Consider the following 22,548-nt stretch of genomic DNA (forward strand, 5'->3'; position numbering starts at 1 on the left):
ACCCCCGACGCCAACCAACCGCTTCTGGCGAAACACTCCCCCGCCTCGCCCGGTGCACCGGAACTGCATCGGTGCATGCGTCACCCAGCTCCAAGCAGAAATCTTGCCAGCTCCGGACAAAGTGCGTTTTTTCAAGCAGATAGAGGCCTGGTACCGTTTCGGCACAGGGGTCCCGGCCCCTCTATCGCACCAAATCGGTGCGCAACGCCCCAGGGCGCCGCTCAAAAAGTGTGCAACCTGCGCGGCCCGACACGCGGAAACCCCGTGATAGACTCCGCCCATTCACTGACGGATACCCACCATGCTGCCGCCCAAAGCCCTGCTCGATACCCTCGCCTCCACGGCCTCGCGCCTGTTCAGCAGCGACAGTCCGCTGCCCCGCGCTGAAGTCGAGACCCAGTTCAAGGCGCTGCTGCAGAGTGCCTTCGGCAAGCTCGACCTGGTCAGCCGCGACGAGTTCGACAGCCAGATGGTGGTCCTCGCCCGTACCCGCGCGCGCCTGGAAGCGCTGGAGGCAAAGGTTGCGGAACTGGAAGCCAAGCTGAACCCGCCGCCGGCGGAGTGATCCCGCTCCGGCCCGGCGGACCGATCAAGGAGTGATCAATGTCCCTGGCCATCGTCCACAGTCGCGCGCAGGTCGGCGTCGAAGCCCCTGCCGTGACCGTCGAAGCCCACCTCGCCAACGGTTTGCCGTCCCTGACCCTCGTGGGCCTGCCGGAGACCGCCGTGAAAGAGAGCAAGGACCGCGTGCGCAGCGCGATCCAGAACAGCGGTTTCGACTTCCCACCCCGCCGCATCACCCTCAACCTCGCCCCGGCGGACCTGCCCAAGGATGGCGGTCGCTTCGACCTCGCCATCGCCCTCGGCGTGCTCGCCGCCAGCGGCCAACTGCCGGCCAGCGCCCTGGAAGAGATCGAATGCCTGGGCGAGCTGGCCCTCTCCGGCGCCCTGCGCCCGGTGCAGGGCGTACTGCCCGCCGCACTGGCCGCACGCGCCGCCGGGCGCACCCTGGTGGTGCCACGGGAAAATGCCGAGGAGGCCAGCCTGGCCAGTGGCCTGAAGGTGCTGGCCGCCGGGCACCTGCTGGAACTGACCGCGCACTTCGCCGGGCACACGCCCCTGGCCCCCTACGCCGCGACGGGTCTGCTGCAGGAACGCCCGCCCTACCCCGACCTGGCCGACGTCCAGGGCCAGGCCGCCGCCAAGCGTGCCCTGCTGGTCGCCGCGGCCGGCTCCCACAACCTGCTGTTCTGCGGGCCGCCGGGCACCGGCAAGACCCTGCTCGCCAGCCGTTTGCCCGGCCTGCTGCCGCCCCTGGAAGAACAGGAAGCCCTGGAAGTGGCCGCCATCCATTCGGTGGCCAGCCACGCACCGTTGCAGGCCTGGCCGCAACGGCCGTTCCGGCAGCCGCATCACAGCGCCTCCGGCGCCGCGCTGGTGGGCGGCGGCAGTCGCCCAAAACCCGGCGAGATCACCCTGGCCCACCAGGGTGTTCTGTTCCTCGACGAATTGCCGGAGTTCGATCGCAAGGTGCTGGAAGTTCTTCGCGAACCCCTGGAAAGCGGCGAAATCGTCATCGCCCGTGCCCATGACAAGGTGCGTTTCCCTGCGCGCTTCCAACTGGTCGCGGCCATGAACCCCTGCCCCTGTGGATATCTCGGCGACCCCGGCGGACGCTGCCGCTGCACCCCGGAGCAGATCCAGCGCTACCGCACCAGGCTGTCTGGCCCGCTGCTGGATCGCATCGACCTGCACCTGACCGTCGCCCGCGAAGCCACCGCCCTGGAGCCGCCCGCCAGTACCGGCCCCGGCAGCGCGGAAGCGGCCGCCGAAGTGGCGCGGGCGCGGCGTGTGCAGCTCCAGCGCCAGGGCTGCGCCAATGCCTTCCTCGACCTCAAGGGCCTGCGCCAGCATTGCGCCCTGGCCAGCGCCGACCGCCTCTGGCTGGAACAGGCCTGCGAACGCCTCAACCTGTCCCTGCGCGCCGCCCATCGACTGCTTAAAGTGGCGCGCACCCTGGCCGACCTGGAGCAGGTCGAGCGGATCGCCCGCCATCACCTGGGAGAAGCCCTGCAATATCGGCCCGAGCCCCAGCCTTGAGCAGGCGCAGCCCACGCCCCGCAGGCAGGGGAGTGCCGCGTTCGACAAGCAAATAAAGCTATCAAGACTTCGGCCGCAATAGAGCTACCCAATATTCAGTCGTCGCGATACACCCTCAACCCGCCGGCTCTCTTCCGCTCCGCGGTGCTCGATAGCGCCCCGGCCCGCAACCGGGCCCAGGCGCTGTTCGGGCAGATTCCGTCCTGAATCCCGCAAAACGCCAGCCGGCTCTACGTCCTGCCGCGCTTCGCCAACCACGAGGGTGTGATCGGCGACCTCCTCGACCAATACGAGAACCACCTGCCCCTTGTGCGTTGACGGCTGCGAACGGAAACATTTATCCACAGCCCGGCCGCGCCGCACCGGCGTCGGGCTGCGATACTTGCCGCCTCGTTTCCCGGAGTCCGGCATGACCAGCCTCAACCTCGGCCCATTCGCCATCCCCACCCAGCACGCGCTGCTTTACCTCGGCTTCTTCGCGGCCCTGTTCGCGGGCTGGCTGGCCGGCCGCAAGCGCAAGGCCAATCCCGAGGGAGCGCTGTTCGCCATGCTGATAAGCGGCCTGCTGGCGGCGCGACTGGCTTTCGCCGGGAACTACTTCGAGCACTACAGCGCGGCGCCGCTGAGCCTTGTGGATATCCGTGACGGCGGTTTCCTGCCCTGGCCGGGACTGGTCGTCGCGGCCCTGGTGGGCGCCGGGCTCGCCTGGCGCAATCCGGGCCTTCGCCATTCGCTGGCCATCGCCCTGCTGGTGGGTGGCGGCCTGTGGGGAGGCGCCCAGGCGATGGTCTCGGCGCTGGAGCGCAGTCGGGAACTTCCGGCACTGAGCCTGATGGACCTGCAAGGTCGGCCGGTGGCGCTGCGTGAGCTGGACGGCCGCCCGCTGGTGATCAATCTCTGGGCCACCTGGTGCCCGCCGTGCCGCCGCGAAATGCCCGTGCTGGAGGCCGCGCAAAAGGCCCATCCGGACGTGCGCTTCCTGCTGGTCAACCAGGGCGAATACGCCGACGTGGTGACCCGCTACCTCACCGGACAAGGCCTGGCCCCCAGCGGCGTGCTGCTGGACAGCGGCAACCGACTGGGCCAGGCCACAGGTTCCTTCGGCCTGCCCACCACGCTCTTCTATGACCCGGACGGCCGGCTACAGCACAGCCACATGGGGGAGCTTTCCAGCGCCAGCCTCACCCATGGCCTGCGGCAACTGGCCGATAAACAGCCCTGAGGCACATCGAGCGGGGCCGCGCCGGATAAGGCGCTGTACGCGATCACTTACTTCACGGCAGTTCGCCAAACTGCCAACCGATCCCGAGTCGCATGCCGGAAGGCATGACAACCATGAGCGTCCGCCATCTGCCGGAACAGCGCGGTTTGGCCGCTGAGCGCCTACCTGCGCAACTGTGGTGGAAACTTTCACCCTCTTTATCACGGGCCGTGATATCAATTAATGAGGCGTTGAGCACACATAAGACCTGACCTCACAAACTTCATGAAATTTCCTACAACCAGAACTTCAGCCCGATTGGCAACCACCAATAAGAGCAGACTCTCGCAATGCAATGACGCGAATCAATGAAGAAAGAACCCCTTCTTCATAATGAAGTTCACCCACAACTCCCAGAAAACCTAAAAACATCGCAAGCCCCGCAAAAGTCGCTCTAGCAGAGGCCCGCCGCGATAAGCCGGCCAGACAACACATAAGAATCAATTCAAATACCGTCGCGCGCGGGCTGCCTGTCTTTATATAGACGAACGCAGCGGACTCTCCCGCGCCATGAATTGCAATTTGGCCTGCTGTATGAATTGCCCTACAAATCCGTAAGCACATTCACCCCCACCCTGCGGACTTGTATTAATTGATGCCCCTTTCAACTTCCTTGAGAATTTCCGAGTGCTCAACAGAGCGCAATCACGCAACGCCCTAATTAGCAAAAAGGAAGCTTTATAGTGAATATCTCCATGAAAGGCCTGCTGGCCGCAGCCGTATCCTGTGTACTGGCAAACAGCGCAATGGCTGCCGACGGCACCATCAACTTCACCGGTGAAATCACCGCCGCCTCCTGCAGCATGACCGGCACCGGCGTAGGTGGCAGCCAGGGCAACCAGACCATCGCCGTCAACCTGGGCAAGGTCTCCATCGACTCCCTCGGCGGCACCGCCGGCGGCGGTGTCACCGCTGCTACTGACATCAACCTGAGCCTGGACTGCGGCAACACCGGCACCGGCCTGAACACCGTCAGCCTGCGTTTCGACCCGAAAACCGGCTCCGGCATCGACGCCAACAACGTCAACCTGCTGAAAACCAACGGCACCGCCACCGGCGTTGGTATTGGCCTCTACGACAGCAACAACAAACTGCTGAACCTGACCGCCAACGAAACCATCGATGCCCCGTTGACCCAGAGCGGCTCCAACTTCAGCGCCAAGCTGGACTTCCGCGCTGGCTACGTGAAGTCCGGCTCCGCCACCCCCACGGCCGGTACCGCCAATGGCACCCTGCCGTTCACCCTGACTTACAAGTAAGTCAAGCCGTAAACAGAGGGGTATTTCCATACCCCTCTTCTCCAGACGCGAGATCAACATGAAACTACTGTCATCCAGAACTCTCTGGGCCGGCCTCCTGTTGCTGTCTTCCGGCCTGGCCAACGCGGGTATCACGCTGGGCGGCACCCGTGTCGTGCTGCAGGCCCCCGCCAAGGAAGCGTCGATCCTGGTGAAGAACCAGGCCCCCCAGGACGTCATGATCCAGTCCTGGATAGAAGCCGAAAGCGCCGCTGTCACCGCGGAAGTGCCCTTCGCCATCACCCCGCCCCTCAGCCGACTGGGGGCCAACAAGCAGCAGACCTTGCGCATCCTGTTCCAAGGCCAGGGCCTCCCGACGGACCGCGAATCCGTGTTCCGCCTGAACGTCCAGGAAATTCCGCAGAAATCGAAGTCCGACAACTCCCTGCAGATCGCCTTGCGCCAGCGCATCAAGGTGTTCTACCGCCCGGTCGGCTTGCCGGGGGCCGTCGCCGATGCGCCCAAGGAACTGCAATGGCGCCTGACCCGGCAAGGCGGAAAGGCCATGGTGGAAGTGACCAATAACTCGGCCTTCCATGTGTCTTTCGCCAGTGTGAAGTTACAGAACGGCAGCAAGTCCTACGACGTATCGGCGGATATGGTCCCGCCCAAGTCGAAGCAAAGCCTCGATATCAAAGGACTGCCCGCCAATGTTTCGGCCGGCGGTATGAAGGTTGAATTCCAGAACGTAAATGATTACGGCGCAACCGAAACGCACTCCAGCCCCCTGACTAACTGAGAAGTACCCGCAAGGCAAATCAGCCCGCGCTTACCCAGATACGAAAAGTTCTTCTCAGGTGAAGCCTGAGAAGTTAACCCAAGGAATAAACTCGTGGCCATTTTCCGGAAAAAGTTCAACTTCAAGATTGCCGCTTATTCCGGGCCATCCTGCTTAATGGCTCTGGGACTCGCACTTCCCTATATAACCCAGGCCGCGGAGTTCAACGACGAATTCCTGATTAGAAGTGGCACTCCGGTCGATCTCAAGTACTTTGAACAGGGCAGTTCGATACTGCCCGGTTCATACAGCGTCGACATCTACCTGAACCAGAGGATGTCCCGGCGCCAAGACGTCAATTTCAGCGCAAGCCCCGAAACCGGTGAAGTCCGCCCGGTCATTCAAGTGGGGATGCTCAGGGACCTCGGCGTCGACGTGCCCAGACTGATGCGGGACAACCTCATCCCGGCCAATCTCGATAACAACACGCCGCTGGACATCGCCGCACTGGTGCCCGGCGCCTCGGTGGAATTCGACGTCAACAACCTGGCCCTGCTGGTCAGCATCCCGCAGATGTACGTCCAACGGCAGGCTCGCGGTTATGTCGACCCGTCCCTCTGGGATGACGGCGTTACGGCCTTGTTCACCAACTACCAGGCCAACTTCAGTCACAACAGCAATCATGGCCAGACCAGCGACTACCGCTACATCGGCCTGCGCAACGGCCTGAACCTGTTCGGCTGGCGCCTGCGCAACGACTCGTCGCTGAGCGGCGGCACCGGCATGAAGAACAAGTTCACCAGCAGCCGCACCTTCCTTGAGCGCGATATCCGCCGACTGAAGGGCACGCTGTCCCTGGGCGAGCTGTATACCCAGGGCGACATCTTCGACAGCGTCCGCATGCGCGGCGTACAGCTCAAGTCCGACATCGGCATGCTGCCCGACAACGAGATCGGCTACGCGCCGGTGGTGCGTGGCATCGCCGAAACCAATGCCACGGTGGAAGTGAGCCAGAACGGCTACGTGATCTACTCCACCAGTGTGTCGCCGGGCGCTTTCGAGATTACCGACATCTACCCCAGCGGCTCCAATGGTGATCTGGAAGTGAAGATCATCGAATCCGACGGCCGCGAACGGACCTTCAAGCAGTCCTACTCCTACCTGCCGGTGATGACGCGCAAGGGCAGCCTGCGCTACGCCTTCTCGGCAGGCGAGTACCACACCGACGATCAACCCTCGCCCAAGTTCGTCCAGGGCACCACCGTCTACGGCTTGAGCGACAACGTCACCAGCTACGGCGGCCTGCTCGCGGCCGACAAATACAATGCGGTCAACGCCGGCGTGGGCCTCAACACGCCCTACGGCGGCGTGTCGGGTGACATCACCCACAGCCAGTCGGATACCCGCCGGGGCGGCAGGAACCAGGGCCAGAGTATTCGCTTCCTCTACTCCAAGACCATCAATGCCACCGATACCAACTTCACCATGGTTGGCTACCGCTATTCGACCGAGGGTTACCGCACCCTCAGCCAGCACGTCGAAGACCTGTCATCGCCCGAATACCTGAGCGGCCTCAGCTTGGGACGGCAGAAAAGCCGCCTTGACCTGACGGTGAACCAGACCCTTTTCCGCCGGAGCTCGATCTACCTCAGCGCGGGCGAAACCACCTATTGGAACCGCCAGGGCAACACTCGCCGCTGGCAGTTCGGCTACAGCGGCAGCGTGAAGGACGCCAGCTACAGTCTGGCCGTATCCCGTACCCAGGACACCGGTCCGGTGGGTCAATCCGACACCCAGTTCACCGCATCCATCAGCATTCCCCTGGGCAGCTCGCGCCGTTCGCACCGCGCCTTTGCCAGCGCCATCTCCTCGCAGCACGGCGACTCCAGCCTGCAGAGCGGCGTGTCTGGCTACCTGGATGAACAGAACACGGTCAACTATTCCGCCCAGACCAGCTACAGCAAGGACAATGGCGGCTCGGGCAGCCTCGGCCTCGGCTGGGACACCGCCAAAGCCTCCTTGAGCGCCAACTACAGCCAGGCACGGGACAACAAGCACATGGACCTGGGTGCCAGCGGCTCGGTAGTGCTCCACAGCGGCGGCGTCACCTTCGGCCAGCAGGTGGGTGAAACCTTCGCCCTGGTGGAAGTCCCGGACGTCGGCGGCGTCGGCCTCGACAGCTACAGCGCAATCCGTACCGACAGTCGTGGCTACGCCGTGGTGCCCTATGCCCAACCTTACCGCTACAACTGGGTGAACCTGGACACCACCACCCTGGGCACCGACACCGAGATCACCGAGAACTCCCAGATGATCGTGCCCACCCGTGGCGCCGTGGTGAAGAGCCGCTTCACCGCCGTCACGGGCCGCCGCCTGCAGTTCGAACTGGCCCTGGACAACGGCAAGAAGATCCCCTTTGGTGCCCAGGCCTTCGACGAGGAAGGCAAGAACCTCGGCATCGTCGACAACCTCTCGCGCCTGCTGGTATTCGGTGTCAAGGATGCGGGGCGGATAGACGTGCGCTGGGACAGCAGCACCTGCTCGGCCAGCTATAGCCTGCCGCCGGCGAACAAGGACCTGGCCTACGAACGGGTCGTCGCAGCCTGCCGCCAGTCACCCGCCAAGCCACCACTCTGACCAAGCCATCATGACCCGCAACGTTCTGAACAAATTGCTCCTGAGCAGCCTGGCCCTCACCGCCAGCCTCGCCTGGACAGACGCATTCGCCTCCCGAGCCAACTTCCCGAAATACTGCATTCAGAGGTCTCCCCACCCAACGGAGAAATTCGTCACGCTGCCCCCCCGTATCACCCTGGACGCTGCCCCGGTAGGCGGCGTGCTTGCAACGATTACGATACCCACTGGCTGGACGGAGAACGACCGCTTCTGGTGTTACGGCGGTCCACTGATAATGGTAGAGGTCGAAGGACTGAACCTGATCAAGAAGGATGACTTCTTCGAGACCAACATACCGGGCATCGCGCTCAGGACCGGATTAACGTTTACTGCAGATACCTACGTCGTCTACGCTCCCAGGGGTGTTTACCCAGTAGGGTCGAACGACTACAGCGTGCGCACCCTGACCATCCAACTCGTTCGCACCGATACCTCCGTATCCTCCGGAACCTTGCCCACCAATTTCAAGGTGAAGCTGAGCACGCGGGGCGACCCTACTCTACAGTACACCGTCACAGTTGGGGGCAACTCGGAGGTGATAAGCGAGTTGTTCAGCAGTTGCTCGGCGGTCAATGCCGTAGTGGATGTGCAAATGGGCAAAGAAAGCATCGAGAACCTCACGTCGGGCCGTGCCACCGAACGGCCATTCAATTTCGACGTGCGCTGTGAAGGCCTGAAACCCACCACCCCTCCCCCGGTGAGGGTCTATTTCGAGGGCAATTCCAGCGCCGACGGAATGCTCGCACTCTCCGGCGCGGGGACGCCGGGCGTGGCCAGCGGCATAGGCATTTCCCTGGTGGACAACAAGGGCGTCAAGCTACCCTTCGCCAAGGCGCGCCAGATCAAGATCGATCACCTGCGATCGGAACCACAAGGCGAGGTATACCGCTTCTCCGGCACCGCCAAATACGCCCTGACCTCCGGGCAAGTCAAGCCGGGCAAGGCGAATGCCACCATGACCTATGTGATCGAGTACAACTAGGCCGCCTGTAGGACTACGAGGTTGCTCACCTTGCAGGGGCGAATTCGCCCCCTGCAGCCGATCATGCAGCCAAGCCACTCCACTCGAAACCCGAGTGGTAGCCCGGATGGAGTCCGGGAAAAGCCCCACCACCGCTCCCGGATTTCATCCGGGCTGCGACTCCAAGCCCGGTTCCTAGCCCAACAGCTCCACCTCCGGCAACTGCATGGCCGCCACTTCCGCCTGGAGGAAGTCCCGCAGTCGACGCAGGCGATCCTGACCGCTGCGGGCGCGGGGCCAGACCAGGTAGTAGCTGTCGCCACTGGCCACCGCCGTGGGCCAGGGCAGGCCGATGCGCCCCTCGACCACGTCCTCGGCCACCATCACCAGATCACCGATGGACACGCCGTAGCCCCGGGCAGCGGCCACGATGCCCAGTTCCAGGGTGTCGAACACCTGGCCGCCCTTGAGCGACACCGCCTCTCCCAGGCCCATGCACTGTAGCCAGCGGCGCCAGTCGCGGCGGTCCGGCGTGGGGTGCAGCAACTCCGTAGTCTGCAGGCGCTCGATCGTCCAGGGCTCGGCAGCGGCCTTGGGCTCGCAGACCGGAATCAGCCATTCGCTGAACAGCAGCGTCACTTCCCAGTCCTGATGAAAGTGGCCGTCGCTGAGCAATACGGCGCAATCGAAGGGCTCGTGCTGGAAGTCCACCTTGTCCACATCCATCCAGGCGCTGGTGAGCTGCACTTCGATGTCGTCGTGCAAATGACGGAAGCGTGACAGCCGCGACAGCAGCCAGCGCATGGTCAGGGTGGAAGGCGCCTTCAGCCGCAGGGTGGCGTCATCCACGCGCAGGGTGATACACGCCCGCTCCAGGGCATCGAAGCCGTCACGCAGGCCGGGCAGCAGCATCCGCGCCGGTTCGGTGAGCTGCAGGCTGCGGCCCTGGCGCTCGAACAGGCGGCAGGAGAAATGCTCTTCCAGGGTGCGGATATGTCGGCTCACCGCGCTCTGGGTAATGGCCAGCTCCTCGGCGGCACGGGTGAACGAGGCGTGGCGGGCGGCGGCCTCGAAGGCACGCAGGGCGTAAAGGGGCGGCAGGCGTCGGGACATAAAGCCATCCATGAGTCAAAGTCATGCGTGGCATCATTTTTTTCCTTTTGTGCCCCTTGTTCAAGGCTCGGAAAATTGGCGAATCCCAAGCCGGTAGAGGGTATTCGCCGGCTCTCCAGGAGAGTGAGCCTTACTCATGCCGCAACGCATACGCAATGAACTGCTGGCCATCCTGCGCCTGGCCGGCCCACTGATCGCGGCCCAGTTGGCCCACGTGGTGATGGTTTTCACCGATACCGTGATGATGGGTCTGATCGGCCCCCAAGCACTGGCCGGGGGCGGTCTCGGCGCGGCCAGCTATTCCTTCGTGTCGATCTTCTGCGTCGGGGTGATCGCCGCCGTGGGCAACCTGGTCGCCATTCGCCAGGGCGCGAACGACAAGGCCGGCGCCACCCGGCTGACCCAGAGCGGCCTCTGGCTGGCCTTGGGCATGGCGCTGGGCGCCGGCCTGCTGCTGTGGAATCTGAAACCCCTGCTGCTCGCGTTCGGCCAGGCGCCGGAAAGCGTCGAGGGTGCCATGCAGTTCCTCTCCACCCTGATCTTCGCCCTGCCCGGCTACCTGGGCTTCATGGCCCTGCGCGGTTTCACCAGCGCCATCGACCGCCCGGGGCCGGTGATGGCCATCAGCATCGGCGGCGCCCTGGCCAACTTCCTGCTCAACTATGCGCTGATCCACGGCCTGTTCGGCCTGCCTCGCCTGGGCCTGGCCGGCATCGGCCTGGTGACCGCGGTGGTGATGAACGGCATGGCGTTGCTGCTCGCCTGGCATATCCTGCGCAACCCGGCCTATGTCGCCTATCCGTTGCTCAAGGGGTTGCTGCGGCCGTCCCGCGAGGCGCTGGGGGAACTGCTGCGCCTGGGGCTCCCCATCGGCGGCACCTACGCGGTGGAGTCCGGCCTGTTCGCCTTCGCCGCCCTGTGCATGGGCGCCCTGGGCAATGCCCCGCTGGCGGCCCACCAGATCGCTATCCAGTCGGTGTACGTAGCCTTCATGGTGCCGGTGGGGATTTCCTACGCGGTGACCTTTCGCATCGGTCAGCACTTTGGCGCCGGCCGGCTGGAAGACGCGCGCCGCGCCGGGCGCCTGGGTATCGGGTTCGGCGCGGGCTGCATGCTCGCCTTCGCGATGCTGTTCTGGGTTGCGCCGGAGCGGGTGGTCGGGTTGTTCATCGACCATGAGGCCGAGGAATTCCAGGGCATCGCGCAACTGGCCGTGAGCCTGCTGGCAGTGGCTGCCTGGTTCGAACTGTTCGACGGGACCCAGACGATCGCCATGGGTGCCATCCGTGGCCTCAAGGACGCCAAGACCACCTTCCTCGTGGGCCTTGTCTGCTACTGGCTGATAGGCGCACCGGCGGCCTGGCTGCTGGCCTTTCCCCTCGGCTGGGGCGCCGAAGGCGTGTGGTGGGGCCTGGCACTGGGTCTGGCCTGCGCGGCGCTGGGGCTGGCCCTGGGCTTCGAGTGGAAGACGGCGCGGTTGTTGCGGCCAGTGGACATGGGCACTCCAGCAAGGAGCCTGGCCGCTCGCTCCTGACTGTGGGGGCGATTTCAATGGCTATGTTCGCGTTAGCTGTTGTGGTTTCAGACGGAGGGCTCTAGCGCGGTTCGTTCAGGCCTCCGCGCCAGCCTGACACAGCCCTCACCCCCCGCCCCTCTCCCAGAGGTAGAGGGGTGACTCGCGCTGGCGAGGCACAAACAGTCCTGAAGCCACCAGCGGTCTGACACCAAGCAGAGAAAGGTGGGGCAGCGACCCCGCCCCTTCAGGAGGCCGAGCGGAATCGTTGCAGAGGGGGACGAGCGGCATGGATGCCGCGAGAGGCGTGCGGGGCCATGGATGGCCCCTCACGCCGTGCCCCCGGCGCAAGGATGCAGCGAGGGCACCCGACGCAGTCGGGCCGGATGCAGGGGCAAGCCATTTGGTTACTTTCGGCGACTGAGAAAGTGACTCGTCCGGGGGGACGAAACCAGAAACCTCAGCGGAACTCGGAAATCAGCTAGGCGCCAGAGCTGCTAGCAACACTTAACGCAGACAGAGCCATTTCAATCGCCAAGCGGACCGTAGGTTCGCCCCCCAAACCCGATGGGGACAGCTGTGCTGTCCTTCGCGAATGAATTCGCCCCCACAGACGAAGAGAGATTCAAGGCTCCTGGCTGGCGAACAGCGCCTGGCGCGAGCCGAACACCAGGAAACGCGCCAGCTCGGCCAGGGGCAGCGGGCGGCTGATCCAGTAGCCCTGGGCCTGGTCGCAACCGAACTGACGCAGCAGCGAGAGTTGCTCGGTGTTTTCCACACCCTCGGCCACCACTTCCAGCTTGAGGTTCTGCGCCAGGTTGATCATCGCCTTGACCAGTTGACGGTTTTCCGGCCGTTCGTGCATGCCGCCGACGAAGCTCTTGTCGATCTTCAGCAGGGCGATGGGCAGGCTGTTGAGGTGGACGAAGGAGGAGAACCCGGTGCCGAAGTCGTCCAGGGAGAAACGCACGCCCAGTTGACCGAGGGCGTCCATGGTCTGGCGAACCTGTTCGCTACGGCGCATCACGGCGGTTTCGGTGAGTTCGAACTCCAGCCAACGGGCGTCGACGCCGCGCTCGTGGATCAGCCGGCTGAGGGTGGACAGCAGTTGGCTGTCCTGAAACTGCCGGAACGACAGGTTCACCGCCATGTGCAAAGGCGGCAGGCCGCGCCCACGCAGCCACTGCATGTCGCGCAGCGCACGAGAGATCACCCAGTAGCCGAGCGGCACGATCAGGCCGCTTTCCTCCGCCAGGGGCACGAATTCGTTGGGGGTGAGCAGGCCGCGCTCGGCATGGCGCCAGCGCACCAGGGCCTCCAGGCCGAGGATAGTGCCGCTCTTCAGGCACAGCCTGGGCTGGTAATGCAGTTCCAGCTCGTCGCGACGGAGCGCCCGGCGCAGTTCGCTTTCCAGGTCGGCGCGGCTGCGGGCGCTGCGGTTGATGCGCTCGTCGAAGATGTGAAAGGTGCAGCCCTGGCTGGCCTTGGCCTGCTGCATGGCGATATGGGCATGCCACATGAGCGGGTCGGCGCCTTCGCTGGCCCGGGAGTGGGCGATCCCCAGGCTGCAGCCGAGCAGCAGGCTTTCGCCGTCCACCTGGTAGGGCTCGGCCAGGGCTTCGGCGATGCGTTCGGCCACCCGCTCGGCGCGGGCCAGGTCGCGGCGGGTATCCAGCAGCAGGGCGAACTCATCGCTGCCCAGGCGTGCCAACTGGTCGCCGGCACGCAGTTGCGCCTTGAGACGCGCCACCACCTGCAGGATCAGGCGGTCGCCGGCCTGGTAGCCCAGGGCGTCGTTGGCGTGACGGAAGTTGTCCAGGTCCAGGTGACCCAAGGCCAGGCCGCGCCCCTGGTACTCCACCAGGCGCGCCGCCAGCAGGGTCTGGAATCCCTGGCGGTTGGCGACGCCGGTGAGCGGGTCTTGCTCGGCCAGGCGTTCCAGCGCGCGCTGCAGGTTCCACCGCTCGCGGACATGGCGCACGGTGCGACGCAGGGTGTCGACACCGAGGTGTTCGCGCACCAGCCAGTCGCTGACGCCCTGGGGCGCTTCGACGGGTTCTTCCTCCAGCAGCAGGATGACCGGCAGCGGACAGCGTCCGGCAGCGGGCAGCAGTCGCGGGGTGCAGAAGAGCAGGGCACAGTCCAGGTCGTCCGCCAGGTTGCCGGCGGCGTCCCAGGATGCGGCGGTGATCAGGGGGGATGCGCTGCCCATCGCGGCCAGGCGTTGGCGGAGCAGTTCGGCCCAGGCCGGCGACTCTGCCAGCAGGAGCATGCTCACGGGCTCTTCGAGCGCAGACAAACGACCCCCTTGGTCGGATAAGGCGGCACTTTCGCGCCAGTTTGCGCCGTTTTTGGCGTCGTTCTCACCACGCATCCCTGTGCGGCCTTCCCCGATTCGCGGGTGGAGGCGAAACCATCGTACCGACTGTGCGGAATTTTCCAAGCGCAACCCGCCTGCAACAGGGGTTGCATCACAGTTGCCCGGAGGTACTTCGGTACGGCCGGGCCGGCCTGCTAGAATGCGCGGCCATTCGCCTTGATCCAGCCCCAGCATGTCCCGACTCAATCCTCGGCAGCAGGAAGCCGTGAACTATGTCGGTGGTCCGCTATTGGTGCTCGCCGGCGCAGGCTCCGGCAAGACCAGCGTGATTACCCGCAAGATCGCCTACCTGGTGCAGCAGTGCGGAATCCGCGCGCAGCACATCGTCGCGGTGACCTTCACCAACAAGGCGGCGCGCGAGATGAAGGAGCGCGTCGGCACCCTCCTGCGCGGCAGCGAAGGCAAGGGCCTGACGGTGTCCACCTTCCACAACCTCGGCCTGAACATCATCCGCAAGGAGCACACGCGCCTGGGCTACAAGCCGGGGTTCTCCATCTTCGACGAGTCGGACATCAAGGCGCTGCTGACCGACATCATGCAGAAGGAGTACGCCGGGGACGACGGCGTCGACGAGATCAAGGGCTACATCGGCAACTGGAAGAACGACCTGATCCTACCGGAAGAGGCGCTGGCCAAAGCGCGCAACCCGAAGGAGCAGACCGCCGCCGTGGTCTACATGCACTACCAGCGCACGCTCAAGGCGTACAACGCGGTGGACTTCGACGACCTGATCCTGCTGCCGGTGAAGCTGTTCCAGGACAACCCGGACATCCTCGAGAAGTGGCAACACCGTGTGCGCTACATGCTGGTGGACGAGTACCAGGACACCAACGCCAGCCAGTACCTGCTGGTGAAGCTGCTGGTGCAGCACCGCGCGCAATTCACCGTGGTCGGCGACGACGACCAGTCGATCTACGCCTGGCGCGGCGCACGCCCGGAAAACCTGATGCAGCTCAAGGACGACTTCCCTTCGCTGAAGGTGGTGATGCTGGAGCAGAACTACCGCTCCACCAGCCGCATCCTCAAATGCGCCAACATCCTCATCGCCAACAATCCCCACGTGTTCGAGAAGCAATTGTGGAGCGAGATGGGCGTGGGCGATCCGATCCGGGTGATCCGCTGCCGCAACGAGGATGCCGAGGCCGAGCGCATCGCCATGGAAATCCTCACCCTGCACCTGCGCACCCAGCGGCCCTACAGCGAATTCGCCATCCTCTACCGGGGCAACCACCAGGCCAAGTTGATGGAGCTCAAGCTCCAGCACCACCAGGTGCCCTATCGCCTGTCCGGCGGCACCAGTTTCTTCGGCCGCCAGGAAGTGAAGGACCTGATGTCCTACTTCCGCCTGCTGGTGAACCCGGACGATGACAACGCCTTCCTGCGGGTGATCAACGTGCCGCGCCGGGAGATCGGCTCCACGACCCTGGAGAAGCTCGGCAACTACGCCACCGAGCGCGGCATCTCGATGTATGCCGCCAGCGACGAGATGGGCCTGGCCGAGCACCTGGACAGCCGCTTCACCGACCGCCTGCAGCGCTTCAAGCGCTTCATGGACACCGTGCGCCAGCAATGCGCGCAGACCGATCCCATCGCCGCCCTGCGCAGCATGGTGATGGACATCGACTACGAGAACTGGATTCGCCAGAACGCCTCCAGCGACAAGGTCGCGGACTTCCGCATGGGCAACGTCTGGTTCCTCATCGACGCCCTGAAGAACACCCTGGAGCGCGATGAAGAAGGCGGCATGACGATCGAGGAAGCCATCGCCAAGCTGGTGCTGCGTGACATGCTCGAACGCCAGCAGGAAGAGGAGGAAGGCGCCGAAGGCGTACAGATGATGACGCTGCACGCCTCCAAGGGCCTGGAGTTCCCCTACGTCTTCATCATGGGCGTGGAGGAGGACATCCTCCCCCACCGCTCCAGCATCGAAGCCGACACCATCGAAGAAGAACGCCGCCTGGCCTACGTGGGCATCACCCGCGCGCGGCAGAACCTGGCCATGACCTTCGCCGCCAAGCGCAAGCAGTACGGCGAGATCATCGAATGCTCCCCCAGTCGCTTCCTCGAGGAACTGCCCCAGGAAGACCTGGAATGGGAAGGCATGGAAGATGCCCCGGTGGAAGTGAAGGCCGCTCGCGGCAACACGGCCCTGGCGGACATCCGTGCCATGCTGAAAAAGTCGTAATCAGAAAATCCCGGCGCAGACCGGGCCACTAAAGAGGGTAAGGGCGTGGAAGCGCTGAAACAGAAGATTCGTGACGAGGGCATCGTACTGTCCGACCAGGTACTGAAGGTCGATGCCTTCCTCAACCACCAGATCGACCCACGCCTGATGCAGCAGGTGGGTCATGAGTTCGCCGAACGCTTCCGCGGCCAGGGCGTCACCAAGATCGTCACCATCGAGGCCTCCGGCATCGCGCCGGCGGTCATGGCCGGCCTGGAACTGGGGGTGCCGGTGATCTTCGCCCGCAAGTTCCAGTCCCTGACCCTGAAGAGCGATCTGCTGATCTCCAAGGTGTTCTCCTTCACCAAGCAGACCGAAAGCACCATCGCCATCTCGGCCCGCCACCTGAGCGCCGCCGACAAGGTGCTGGTGATCGACGACTTCCTCGCCAATGGCCACGCCGCCAAGGCGCTGATCGACCTGATCCAGCAGGCGGGCGCCAGCGTCGCCGGCCTGGGCATCGTGATCGAGAAATCCTTCCAGGAAGGCCGCGCCCTGCTGGAAAGCGAGGGTTACCGGATCGAATCCCTGGCCCGCGTGGCCTCCCTGGCCGACGGCAAGGTGACCTTCCTCGACTGACCGCCCTTTCCCGTCCGGGGCTCACCCTTCGCCCCGGACACACAGCCCCCCGATCCGCGACCGCACTTCGGCGGAATCCGCAGCTACAGAGCGCCGGGCAGTCGTGCCTCCACCTCACCGCAGGCGGTGTCTTCCTGCGGCCGGTCAGCGCCTCCCCACCCAGGAACCAAGCCGGGGCGCGCATAGCCATCGCCCATGCAAGAGAGAAAACTGACAAGCCTGAAGGACGCTTCCTACAAAAAATATGGGGAAAAGAAAATAAAATAGGGAATCTTCTTTTAACTTCCCTGAAATTCTTACTCTATGAAATCGACAGACGACAGAAGTGCCAAAACACGGATTCGTTTTCCCACCAAGCCCGTGAGTCTGGGGACAGCATTTGTCCTCACGATGTTCGCGTCGGTTTACACATACGCTGCCTGCAATCCCTCGGGCGCCCTAACCGGCGGCGGTACAACGGACGGCAAGAACTACTACTACGCGACGATCAATGGTTTCAGTCCGCCGCCTTTCAGCCCCGGGGACACGCCCATTGGCGGCGTCATCTATGAAGCGACGGGAACCATAGCATTCCAGAATGCCAAGAAACTTCCGCCAGAAACCTCTTGCTCATGGTTCACATCTACCTATGTTTCCGGTATTGGCGTGCCGGATGCGAATAACGTCTACCCCACCGGCATAGCCGGAGTCGGCATGCGAATTATCGATTCGGACTCGAAGACGCCCTGGCCGTACAAAGCCAGCAGTTCCTGGCTCTCGACTAGCTGGAAACCCGACTACAAGCCAACGATCCAACTGGTCAGGACCGGAGAAATTACCGCTCACGGCACGCTTAGCGGAGCCTTCGGTCGTTACACCGCGAACACGGCATCCGGCGATCTTCTGGTCGAATACCGATTCGCCTCACCGGTCAGCGTCCTTCCCAGCGTTCCAACCTGCGAAGTTGGCACAACGAAAATCGACGTGCCGATGGGACGTGTGGTTTCCTCGACCACTTTCAGCGGGGTTGGCTCCACATCGCCCACCCAGCAGTTCGAAATCGCGTTGCGCTGTTCGGGAGGCGACCCCCAGACCGCGAGCCGGGCCTTTGTAACGCTGACGGATGCTGCGTCGCCGGGAAATACATCGAACCGACTGTCACTCTCCGGCGACTCGACAGCAAAGGGCATCGCAATCCAGATTCTCAAGGACAGTACAGTCCTGAGCTACGGCCCGGACTCCAGCGCCGCCGGCAATACCAACCAGTGGAGCGCCGGGACGATCAACCAGGGGCAGGCCGGCTTTCGCATTCCATTGGAGGCCCGCTATGTGCAGACGGAACCGGAGATCACGGCCGGCAGCGCGAATGCGAGCGCGACCTTCACCATGAGCTATCAGTAGGTCTCGCGCGCCAGGGAGCGATTCAATTGCAAACGAGCTCACGCCGACAGCTGCAGGTCAGCCTGCAAGGCATGGACTGCGACAACAGGTCGCAGCGAGCGGGCATGAAAAAGCCGCCCTCGGGCGGCTTTTTCGTCGATGACGACGCGGTTACAGGCCGGACATCTTCTTGATGGCGCCTTTCAGCTCATCATCGGTGCAGTCCGCGCAGGTGCCCTTCGGCGGCATGCTGTTGATGCCGGTGATGGCCTTGGCCAGGATACCGTCGAGACCGCCCTGGTGGTCGGCGCGCTCTTTCCAGGCAGCGGTGTCGCCGATCTTCGGCGCACCCAGGACGCCCGCGGTGTGGCAGGCGCCACAGTGCTTGGCGATGATGTCGTCCGGCGTGCGAGCACCGCCGCCAGCAGCGGCTGCTACGGCGCCAACGCCCTTGCATTCCTGACCCTGTACGCAGACCTCACCCACCGGCTTGAGGCGCTCGGCAATGGCGTCGTCGGTCGCGGCCTGGGCGCTAACAGCCCACAGGGCCAATACGGCAGCATGGGCCGCCAGCATCTTCTTGATTAGGTTCACCCTTACACCCTCATCGTGGCTAGTATCGCCCGCGGCCACGGTTTCGCGGGCGGGCGCAAGTATATACGGTTAGTCCGTCGCGCTGAAACAACCCAACTTGTCGCAGGGAAATGACCGTGGCGGCGGTGGGAACTCAGAAATTCGCCGGCGTGGTGGCGCTGATCAGGCGTGCCGGAGCGTCGAACGGGTTGCGGAAACGATGCGGTTTGCTGCTTTCGAAGTAGTAACTGTCGCCGGGCTCGAGGATGTACACCTCGCTGCCGATGGTCAGTTCCAGGCGGCCTTCCACCAGCATGCCGGCCTCTTCGCCGTCATGGGCGTACATCTCGTCACCGGTGTCGGAACCGGGCGGATAAGTCTCGTCGAGGAACGCCAGGGCGCGGCTGGGATGGGCCTTGCCCACCAGTTTCATGGTGACGGCGCCGCTGCAGATATCGGTGAGTTCGGAAGCCCGATAAACCACCTGGACCTGGTTTTCCTGCTCGAGATCGAGGGAGAAGAACTCCACCAGCGACATGGGAATGCCACCCAGCACCTTTTTCAGCGAGCTGATGGAAGGGCTGACACTGTTCTTCTCGATCATGGAAATCGTGCTGTTGGTGACACCCGCGCGCTTGGCGAGCTCACGCTGGGACAGGCCTTTCAGCTTACGGATGGCTTGCAGTCGAACACCGACGTCCAATGGCGGGCTCCTCCTTGGGGATCAGGGGTGGTCACGGTCGCCGTATCATGGCAACAGCGTTCAGTATTTACAACACGTGGGCTGTCGATACTGCGTGAACTTTCCCCGTCCCGAGAAATATCCCAGTAGAAGTAATGACTTGCCAGATAACGTCGGCGAAATGATCGATTTCCTGATCACTCCGCCATCAATCGGGCTGATCAGACGTAGACGAGCGGCACCCGGCGCAGGTTGCAGAAGATCTGGTAGGGAATGGTGCCGGCCGCGGCGGCCACGTCGCTGGCCAGTACCGCGTTGCCCCAGAGTTCCACGCGGCTGCCGAGACCGGCCTCGGGCAGGTCGGTGAGGTCGACCGTGAGCATGTCCATGGACACGCGGCCGATCAGCCGGCTCGGTCGACCGTCGATGCTCACCGGCGTACCGGTGGGCGCGTGGCGCGGGTAGCCATCGGCATACCCCATGGCGACCACGCCGACGCGGGTCGGGCGTTCGGTGACGAACTTGGCGCCATAGCCCACCGGCTGGCCGGCGGGCAGCTCGCGCACGCTGATGATCTTCGATTCCAGGGTCATCACCGGCTTCAGGCGTTCCGCCAGCGGCTGGGCCTGCTCGAAAGGCGTGGCGCCGTAGAGCATGATGCCGGGGCGCACCCAGTCGCTCGGCACCTGCGGCCAACCGAGGACGGCAGGCGAATTGCGCAGGCTGACTTCGGCTTCGAGCCCGGCGCGGGCCTGCTCGAAGACGGCGACCTGCTCGACGCTGCTGGCGCAATCCAGCTCATCGGCCCGGGCGAAGTGGCTCATCAGCACGATCTTCTCGACCTTGCCGCCGGCCAGCAGGCGCTGATGGGCGTCGCGGTACTCGGCCGGGTGCAGGCCGACGCGGTGCATGCCCGAATCCAGCTTGAGCCAGACGGTCAGCGGCTTACGCACGGCAGCGCGCTCGATAGCCTCCAGCTGCCAATTGGCGTGCACGACCGTCCAGAAGTCGTGTTCCTGGATCAGTTCCAGTTCATCGGCCTCGAAGAAGCCTTCCAGCAGCAGCACCGGCTTGCGGATGCCCGCCGCGCGCAGTTGCAGCGCTTCCTCGATGCAGGCCACGGCGAAACCATTGGCCTCGGACTCCAGGGCCTGGGCACAGCGCACGGCACCATGGCCGTAGGCGTCGGCCTTGACCACGGCGAGGGCCTTGGCGCCGCTGACTTCGCGGGCGAGGCGGTAGTTGTGACGCAGGGCTTCGAGGTCGATCAGGGCACGGGCGGGACGCATGGCGAGGGCTTCTTCTCGTTTGATCGGGCGGAAAAAACCCGGTGCGAACACCGGGCTGAGCAAAAAACTTAAGGCAGTGCGGCGATGACCGTCATTTCCACCAGCACGTCGGGCGAATACAGCTTCGCCTCGACACAGGCACGGGCCGGGGCGGCGCCCTTCGGTACCCAGGCGTCCCACACCGCATTCATCGCGGCGTAGTCGGCTTCCATGTCCTTGAGGTAGATGGTCACCGAGAGGATGCGGCTCTTGTCGGTGCCGGCCTCGGCCAGCATCGCATCGATGGCGGCCAGGGTCTCGCGGGTCTGCTGGCCGACACCCTCGCTGTGCTTCTCATCCAGTTGGCCGGCCAGGTAGACGGTGCCGTTGTGGATGACGATTTCGCTGTAGCGGGTTTCAGTGCGCAGGCGCTGGATTGACATTGTTCGGGGTCTCCTTGGAATTGCCATAACGGAAGATGTCCAGGCCTTCGGCGCTGATCTGCGGACGCTTGCGCGCCATCAGGTCGGCGAGCAGGCGGCCGGAACCGCAGGCCATGGTCCAGCCAAGGGTACCGTGCCCGGTGTTGAGGAACAGGTTGCGGAACGGCGTTGCCCCCACGATCGGCGTGCCGTCCGGGGTGGCCGGGCGCAGGCCGGTCCAGAAATTGGCCTGGGACAGGTCGCCACCCTCCGGGTAGAGGTCGGCGGTGATCATTTCCAGGGTGTCGCGGCGAGCCGGGTTCAGGTCCAGATTGAAGCCGGTGATCTCGGCCATGCCGCCCACGCGGATGCGCTTGTCGAAACGGGTGATGGCGACCTTGTAGGTCTCGTCGAGAATGGTCGAGGTCGGAGCCATGGCCGGATTGGTGATCGGCACGGTCAGCGAATAACCCTTGAGCGGATAGACCGGGGCCTTGATGCCCAGCGGCTTGAGCATTTGCGGGGTGTAGCTGCCGAGGGCCAGCACGTAGCGATCGGCGGTTTCCAGCTTGCCGTCGATCCACACGCCGTTGATGCGATCGCCGGCGAAGTCCAGGCGCTCGATGTTCTGGCCGAAGCGGAATTCCACGCCCAGTTTCACCGCCATTTCGGCGAGGCGGGTGGTGAACAGCTGGCAGTCGCCGGTCTGGTCGTTGGGCAGGCGCAGGGCGCCGGCCAGCTTGTGCTTGACCTTGGCCAGGGCCGGCTCGACGCGGGCAATACCCTCGCGGTCGAGCAGTTCGTAGGGCACGCCGGAGGCTTCGAGCACGGCGATGTCCTTGGCTGCGGCATCGACCTGAGCCTGGGTGCGGAACAGCTGGGTGGTCCCGAGCGCGCGGCCTTCATAGCTGATGCCAGTTTCAGCGCGCAGCTCGTCGAGGCAGTCGCGGCTGTACTCGGACAGGCGCACCATGCGCTCCTTGTTCACCGCATAGCGGGCGGCGGTGCAGTTGCGCAGCATCTGCGTCATCCACAGGTACTGGTCGATGTCGCTGGTGGTGCGAATGGCCAGCGGCGCGTGCTGCTGCAGCATCCACTTGACGGCTTTCAGCGGCACGCCGGGGGCGGCCCAAGGCGAGGCGTAGCCCGGGGAAACCTGGCCGGCGTTGGCGAAGCTGGTTTCCATGGCCACGGCGTTCTGGCGGTCGACCACGACCACCTCGAACCCTGCCTGGGCCAGGTAATAGGCGCTTGTCGTACCGATCACACCACTGCCAAGGACCATCACTCGCATGTCTGTCTCCAGTCGCGACGGGGAATCCGCTGCGTTTGTTATTTTGAGCGTTACTGGCGCGAAGTATAGGGAGACAGCACCAGTGATATTCACTATATAGAAAGCTATATTTGGCGATAATTCTCGG

19 protein-coding genes are annotated in these 22,548 nt (G+C 64.1%); 11 read left to right on the forward strand and 8 right to left on the reverse strand.

Annotation, left to right across the window (positions count from 1 at the left end):
- The first annotated feature begins 301 nt into the window (after positions 1-301).
- The 3 genes from PJW05_RS25825 to PJW05_RS25835 all read left to right on the forward strand — a co-directional run bounded on the left by PJW05_RS25825 (position 302) and on the right by PJW05_RS25835 (position 3,322).
- A complete protein-coding gene (locus tag PJW05_RS25825; protein WP_271409767.1) occupies positions 302-565 on the forward strand; it encodes an accessory factor UbiK family protein in 264 nt (87 codons plus the stop codon).
- A gap of 38 nt (positions 566-603) precedes the next feature.
- Positions 604-2,100: a YifB family Mg chelatase-like AAA ATPase gene (locus tag PJW05_RS25830; protein ID WP_271409768.1), complete on the forward strand. Its 1,497-nt coding sequence runs from the start codon at positions 604-606 to the stop codon at positions 2,098-2,100.
- A gap of 409 nt (positions 2,101-2,509) precedes the next feature.
- Positions 2,510-3,322 carry a TlpA disulfide reductase family protein gene (locus tag PJW05_RS25835; protein WP_271409769.1) on the forward strand — a complete coding sequence of 271 codons (813 nt, stop codon included), beginning with the start codon at positions 2,510-2,512 and terminating at the stop codon, positions 3,320-3,322.
- A gap of 288 nt (positions 3,323-3,610) precedes the next feature.
- On the opposite strand, the gene PJW05_RS25840 is transcribed toward PJW05_RS25835, so the two are convergent.
- Positions 3,611-3,925, reverse strand: a complete 315-nt coding sequence (locus PJW05_RS25840; RefSeq protein ID WP_271409770.1) for a hypothetical protein — start codon at positions 3,923-3,925, stop codon at positions 3,611-3,613.
- Positions 3,926-4,044: 119 nt separating this feature from the next.
- Here PJW05_RS25840 and PJW05_RS25845 point away from each other — a divergent pair, with 119 nt between their 5' ends.
- The 4 genes from PJW05_RS25845 (at position 4,045) to PJW05_RS25860 (ending at position 9,035) form a co-directional block, all read left to right on the forward strand.
- A complete protein-coding gene (locus PJW05_RS25845) occupies positions 4,045-4,620 on the forward strand; it encodes a fimbrial protein (protein ID WP_271409771.1) in 576 nt (191 codons plus the stop codon).
- Between the two features lie 58 nt (positions 4,621-4,678).
- Positions 4,679-5,398: a fimbrial biogenesis chaperone gene (locus PJW05_RS25850; protein ID WP_271409772.1), complete on the forward strand. Its 720-nt coding sequence runs from the start codon at positions 4,679-4,681 to the stop codon at positions 5,396-5,398.
- Between the two features lie 93 nt (positions 5,399-5,491).
- A complete protein-coding gene (locus PJW05_RS25855; protein ID WP_271409773.1) occupies positions 5,492-8,014 on the forward strand; it encodes a fimbria/pilus outer membrane usher protein in 2,523 nt (840 codons plus the stop codon).
- A gap of 10 nt (positions 8,015-8,024) precedes the next feature.
- A complete protein-coding gene (locus tag PJW05_RS25860; RefSeq protein ID WP_271409774.1) occupies positions 8,025-9,035 on the forward strand; it encodes a fimbrial protein in 1,011 nt (336 codons plus the stop codon).
- 174 nt (positions 9,036-9,209) lie between these two features.
- Here PJW05_RS25860 and PJW05_RS25865 read toward each other — a convergent pair whose 3' ends face one another.
- Positions 9,210-10,127, reverse strand: a complete 918-nt coding sequence (locus tag PJW05_RS25865; protein ID WP_271409775.1) for a LysR substrate-binding domain-containing protein — start codon at positions 10,125-10,127, stop codon at positions 9,210-9,212.
- Positions 10,128-10,263: 136 nt separating this feature from the next.
- Here PJW05_RS25865 and PJW05_RS25870 point away from each other — a divergent pair, with 136 nt between their 5' ends.
- Positions 10,264-11,661: a NorM family multidrug efflux MATE transporter gene (locus PJW05_RS25870; protein ID WP_271409776.1), complete on the forward strand. Its 1,398-nt coding sequence runs from the start codon at positions 10,264-10,266 to the stop codon at positions 11,659-11,661.
- Between the two features lie 604 nt (positions 11,662-12,265).
- Here PJW05_RS25870 and PJW05_RS25875 read toward each other — a convergent pair.
- The gene (locus PJW05_RS25875; RefSeq protein ID WP_271409777.1) at positions 12,266-13,939 is read right to left on the reverse strand and encodes a putative bifunctional diguanylate cyclase/phosphodiesterase; all 1,674 of its coding nucleotides are present in this window, start codon (positions 13,937-13,939) and stop codon (positions 12,266-12,268) included.
- Between the two features lie 253 nt (positions 13,940-14,192).
- On the opposite strand from PJW05_RS25875, the gene rep reads away from it, so the two are divergent.
- From rep to PJW05_RS25890, 3 genes are all read left to right on the forward strand, one after another.
- The gene (gene rep, locus PJW05_RS25880) at positions 14,193-16,205 is read left to right on the forward strand and encodes a DNA helicase Rep (protein WP_271409778.1); all 2,013 of its coding nucleotides are present in this window, start codon (positions 14,193-14,195) and stop codon (positions 16,203-16,205) included.
- 45 nt (positions 16,206-16,250) lie between these two features.
- A complete protein-coding gene (locus tag PJW05_RS25885) occupies positions 16,251-16,823 on the forward strand; it encodes a xanthine phosphoribosyltransferase (protein WP_271409779.1) in 573 nt (190 codons plus the stop codon).
- 303 nt (positions 16,824-17,126) lie between these two features.
- Entirely contained in the window at positions 17,127-18,203 is a 1,077-nt protein-coding gene (locus tag PJW05_RS25890) for a fimbrial protein (RefSeq protein ID WP_271409780.1), read from the forward strand.
- Positions 18,204-18,353: 150 nt separating this feature from the next.
- On the opposite strand, the gene PJW05_RS25895 is transcribed toward PJW05_RS25890, so the two are convergent.
- The 5 genes from PJW05_RS25895 to dadA form a co-directional block, all read right to left on the reverse strand.
- Positions 18,354-18,776 (reverse strand): c-type cytochrome, encoded by a 423-nt coding sequence (locus PJW05_RS25895; protein ID WP_333908713.1) that lies wholly within the window; start codon positions 18,774-18,776, stop codon positions 18,354-18,356.
- 133 nt (positions 18,777-18,909) lie between these two features.
- Positions 18,910-19,458, reverse strand: coding sequence for a cupin domain-containing protein (locus PJW05_RS25900; protein ID WP_271409781.1), 549 nt, complete (start codon positions 19,456-19,458; stop codon positions 18,910-18,912).
- Between the two features lie 200 nt (positions 19,459-19,658).
- Positions 19,659-20,726: an alanine racemase gene (gene alr, locus PJW05_RS25905; protein ID WP_271409782.1), complete on the reverse strand. Its 1,068-nt coding sequence runs from the start codon at positions 20,724-20,726 to the stop codon at positions 19,659-19,661.
- 68 nt (positions 20,727-20,794) lie between these two features.
- The gene (locus PJW05_RS25910) at positions 20,795-21,148 is read right to left on the reverse strand and encodes a RidA family protein (RefSeq protein ID WP_271409783.1); all 354 of its coding nucleotides are present in this window, start codon (positions 21,146-21,148) and stop codon (positions 20,795-20,797) included.
- On the reverse strand, positions 21,123-22,421 hold the full coding sequence (gene dadA / locus PJW05_RS25915; RefSeq protein WP_271409784.1) for a D-amino acid dehydrogenase: 1,299 nt from the start codon (positions 22,419-22,421) through the stop codon (positions 21,123-21,125). The genes PJW05_RS25910 and dadA overlap by 26 nt, the downstream gene beginning before the upstream one ends.
- Positions 22,422-22,548 lie beyond the last annotated feature (127 nt).

The organism is Pseudomonas sp. Q1-7, assembly GCF_028010285.1.
GTDB lineage: Bacteria > Pseudomonadota > Gammaproteobacteria > Pseudomonadales > Pseudomonadaceae > Metapseudomonas.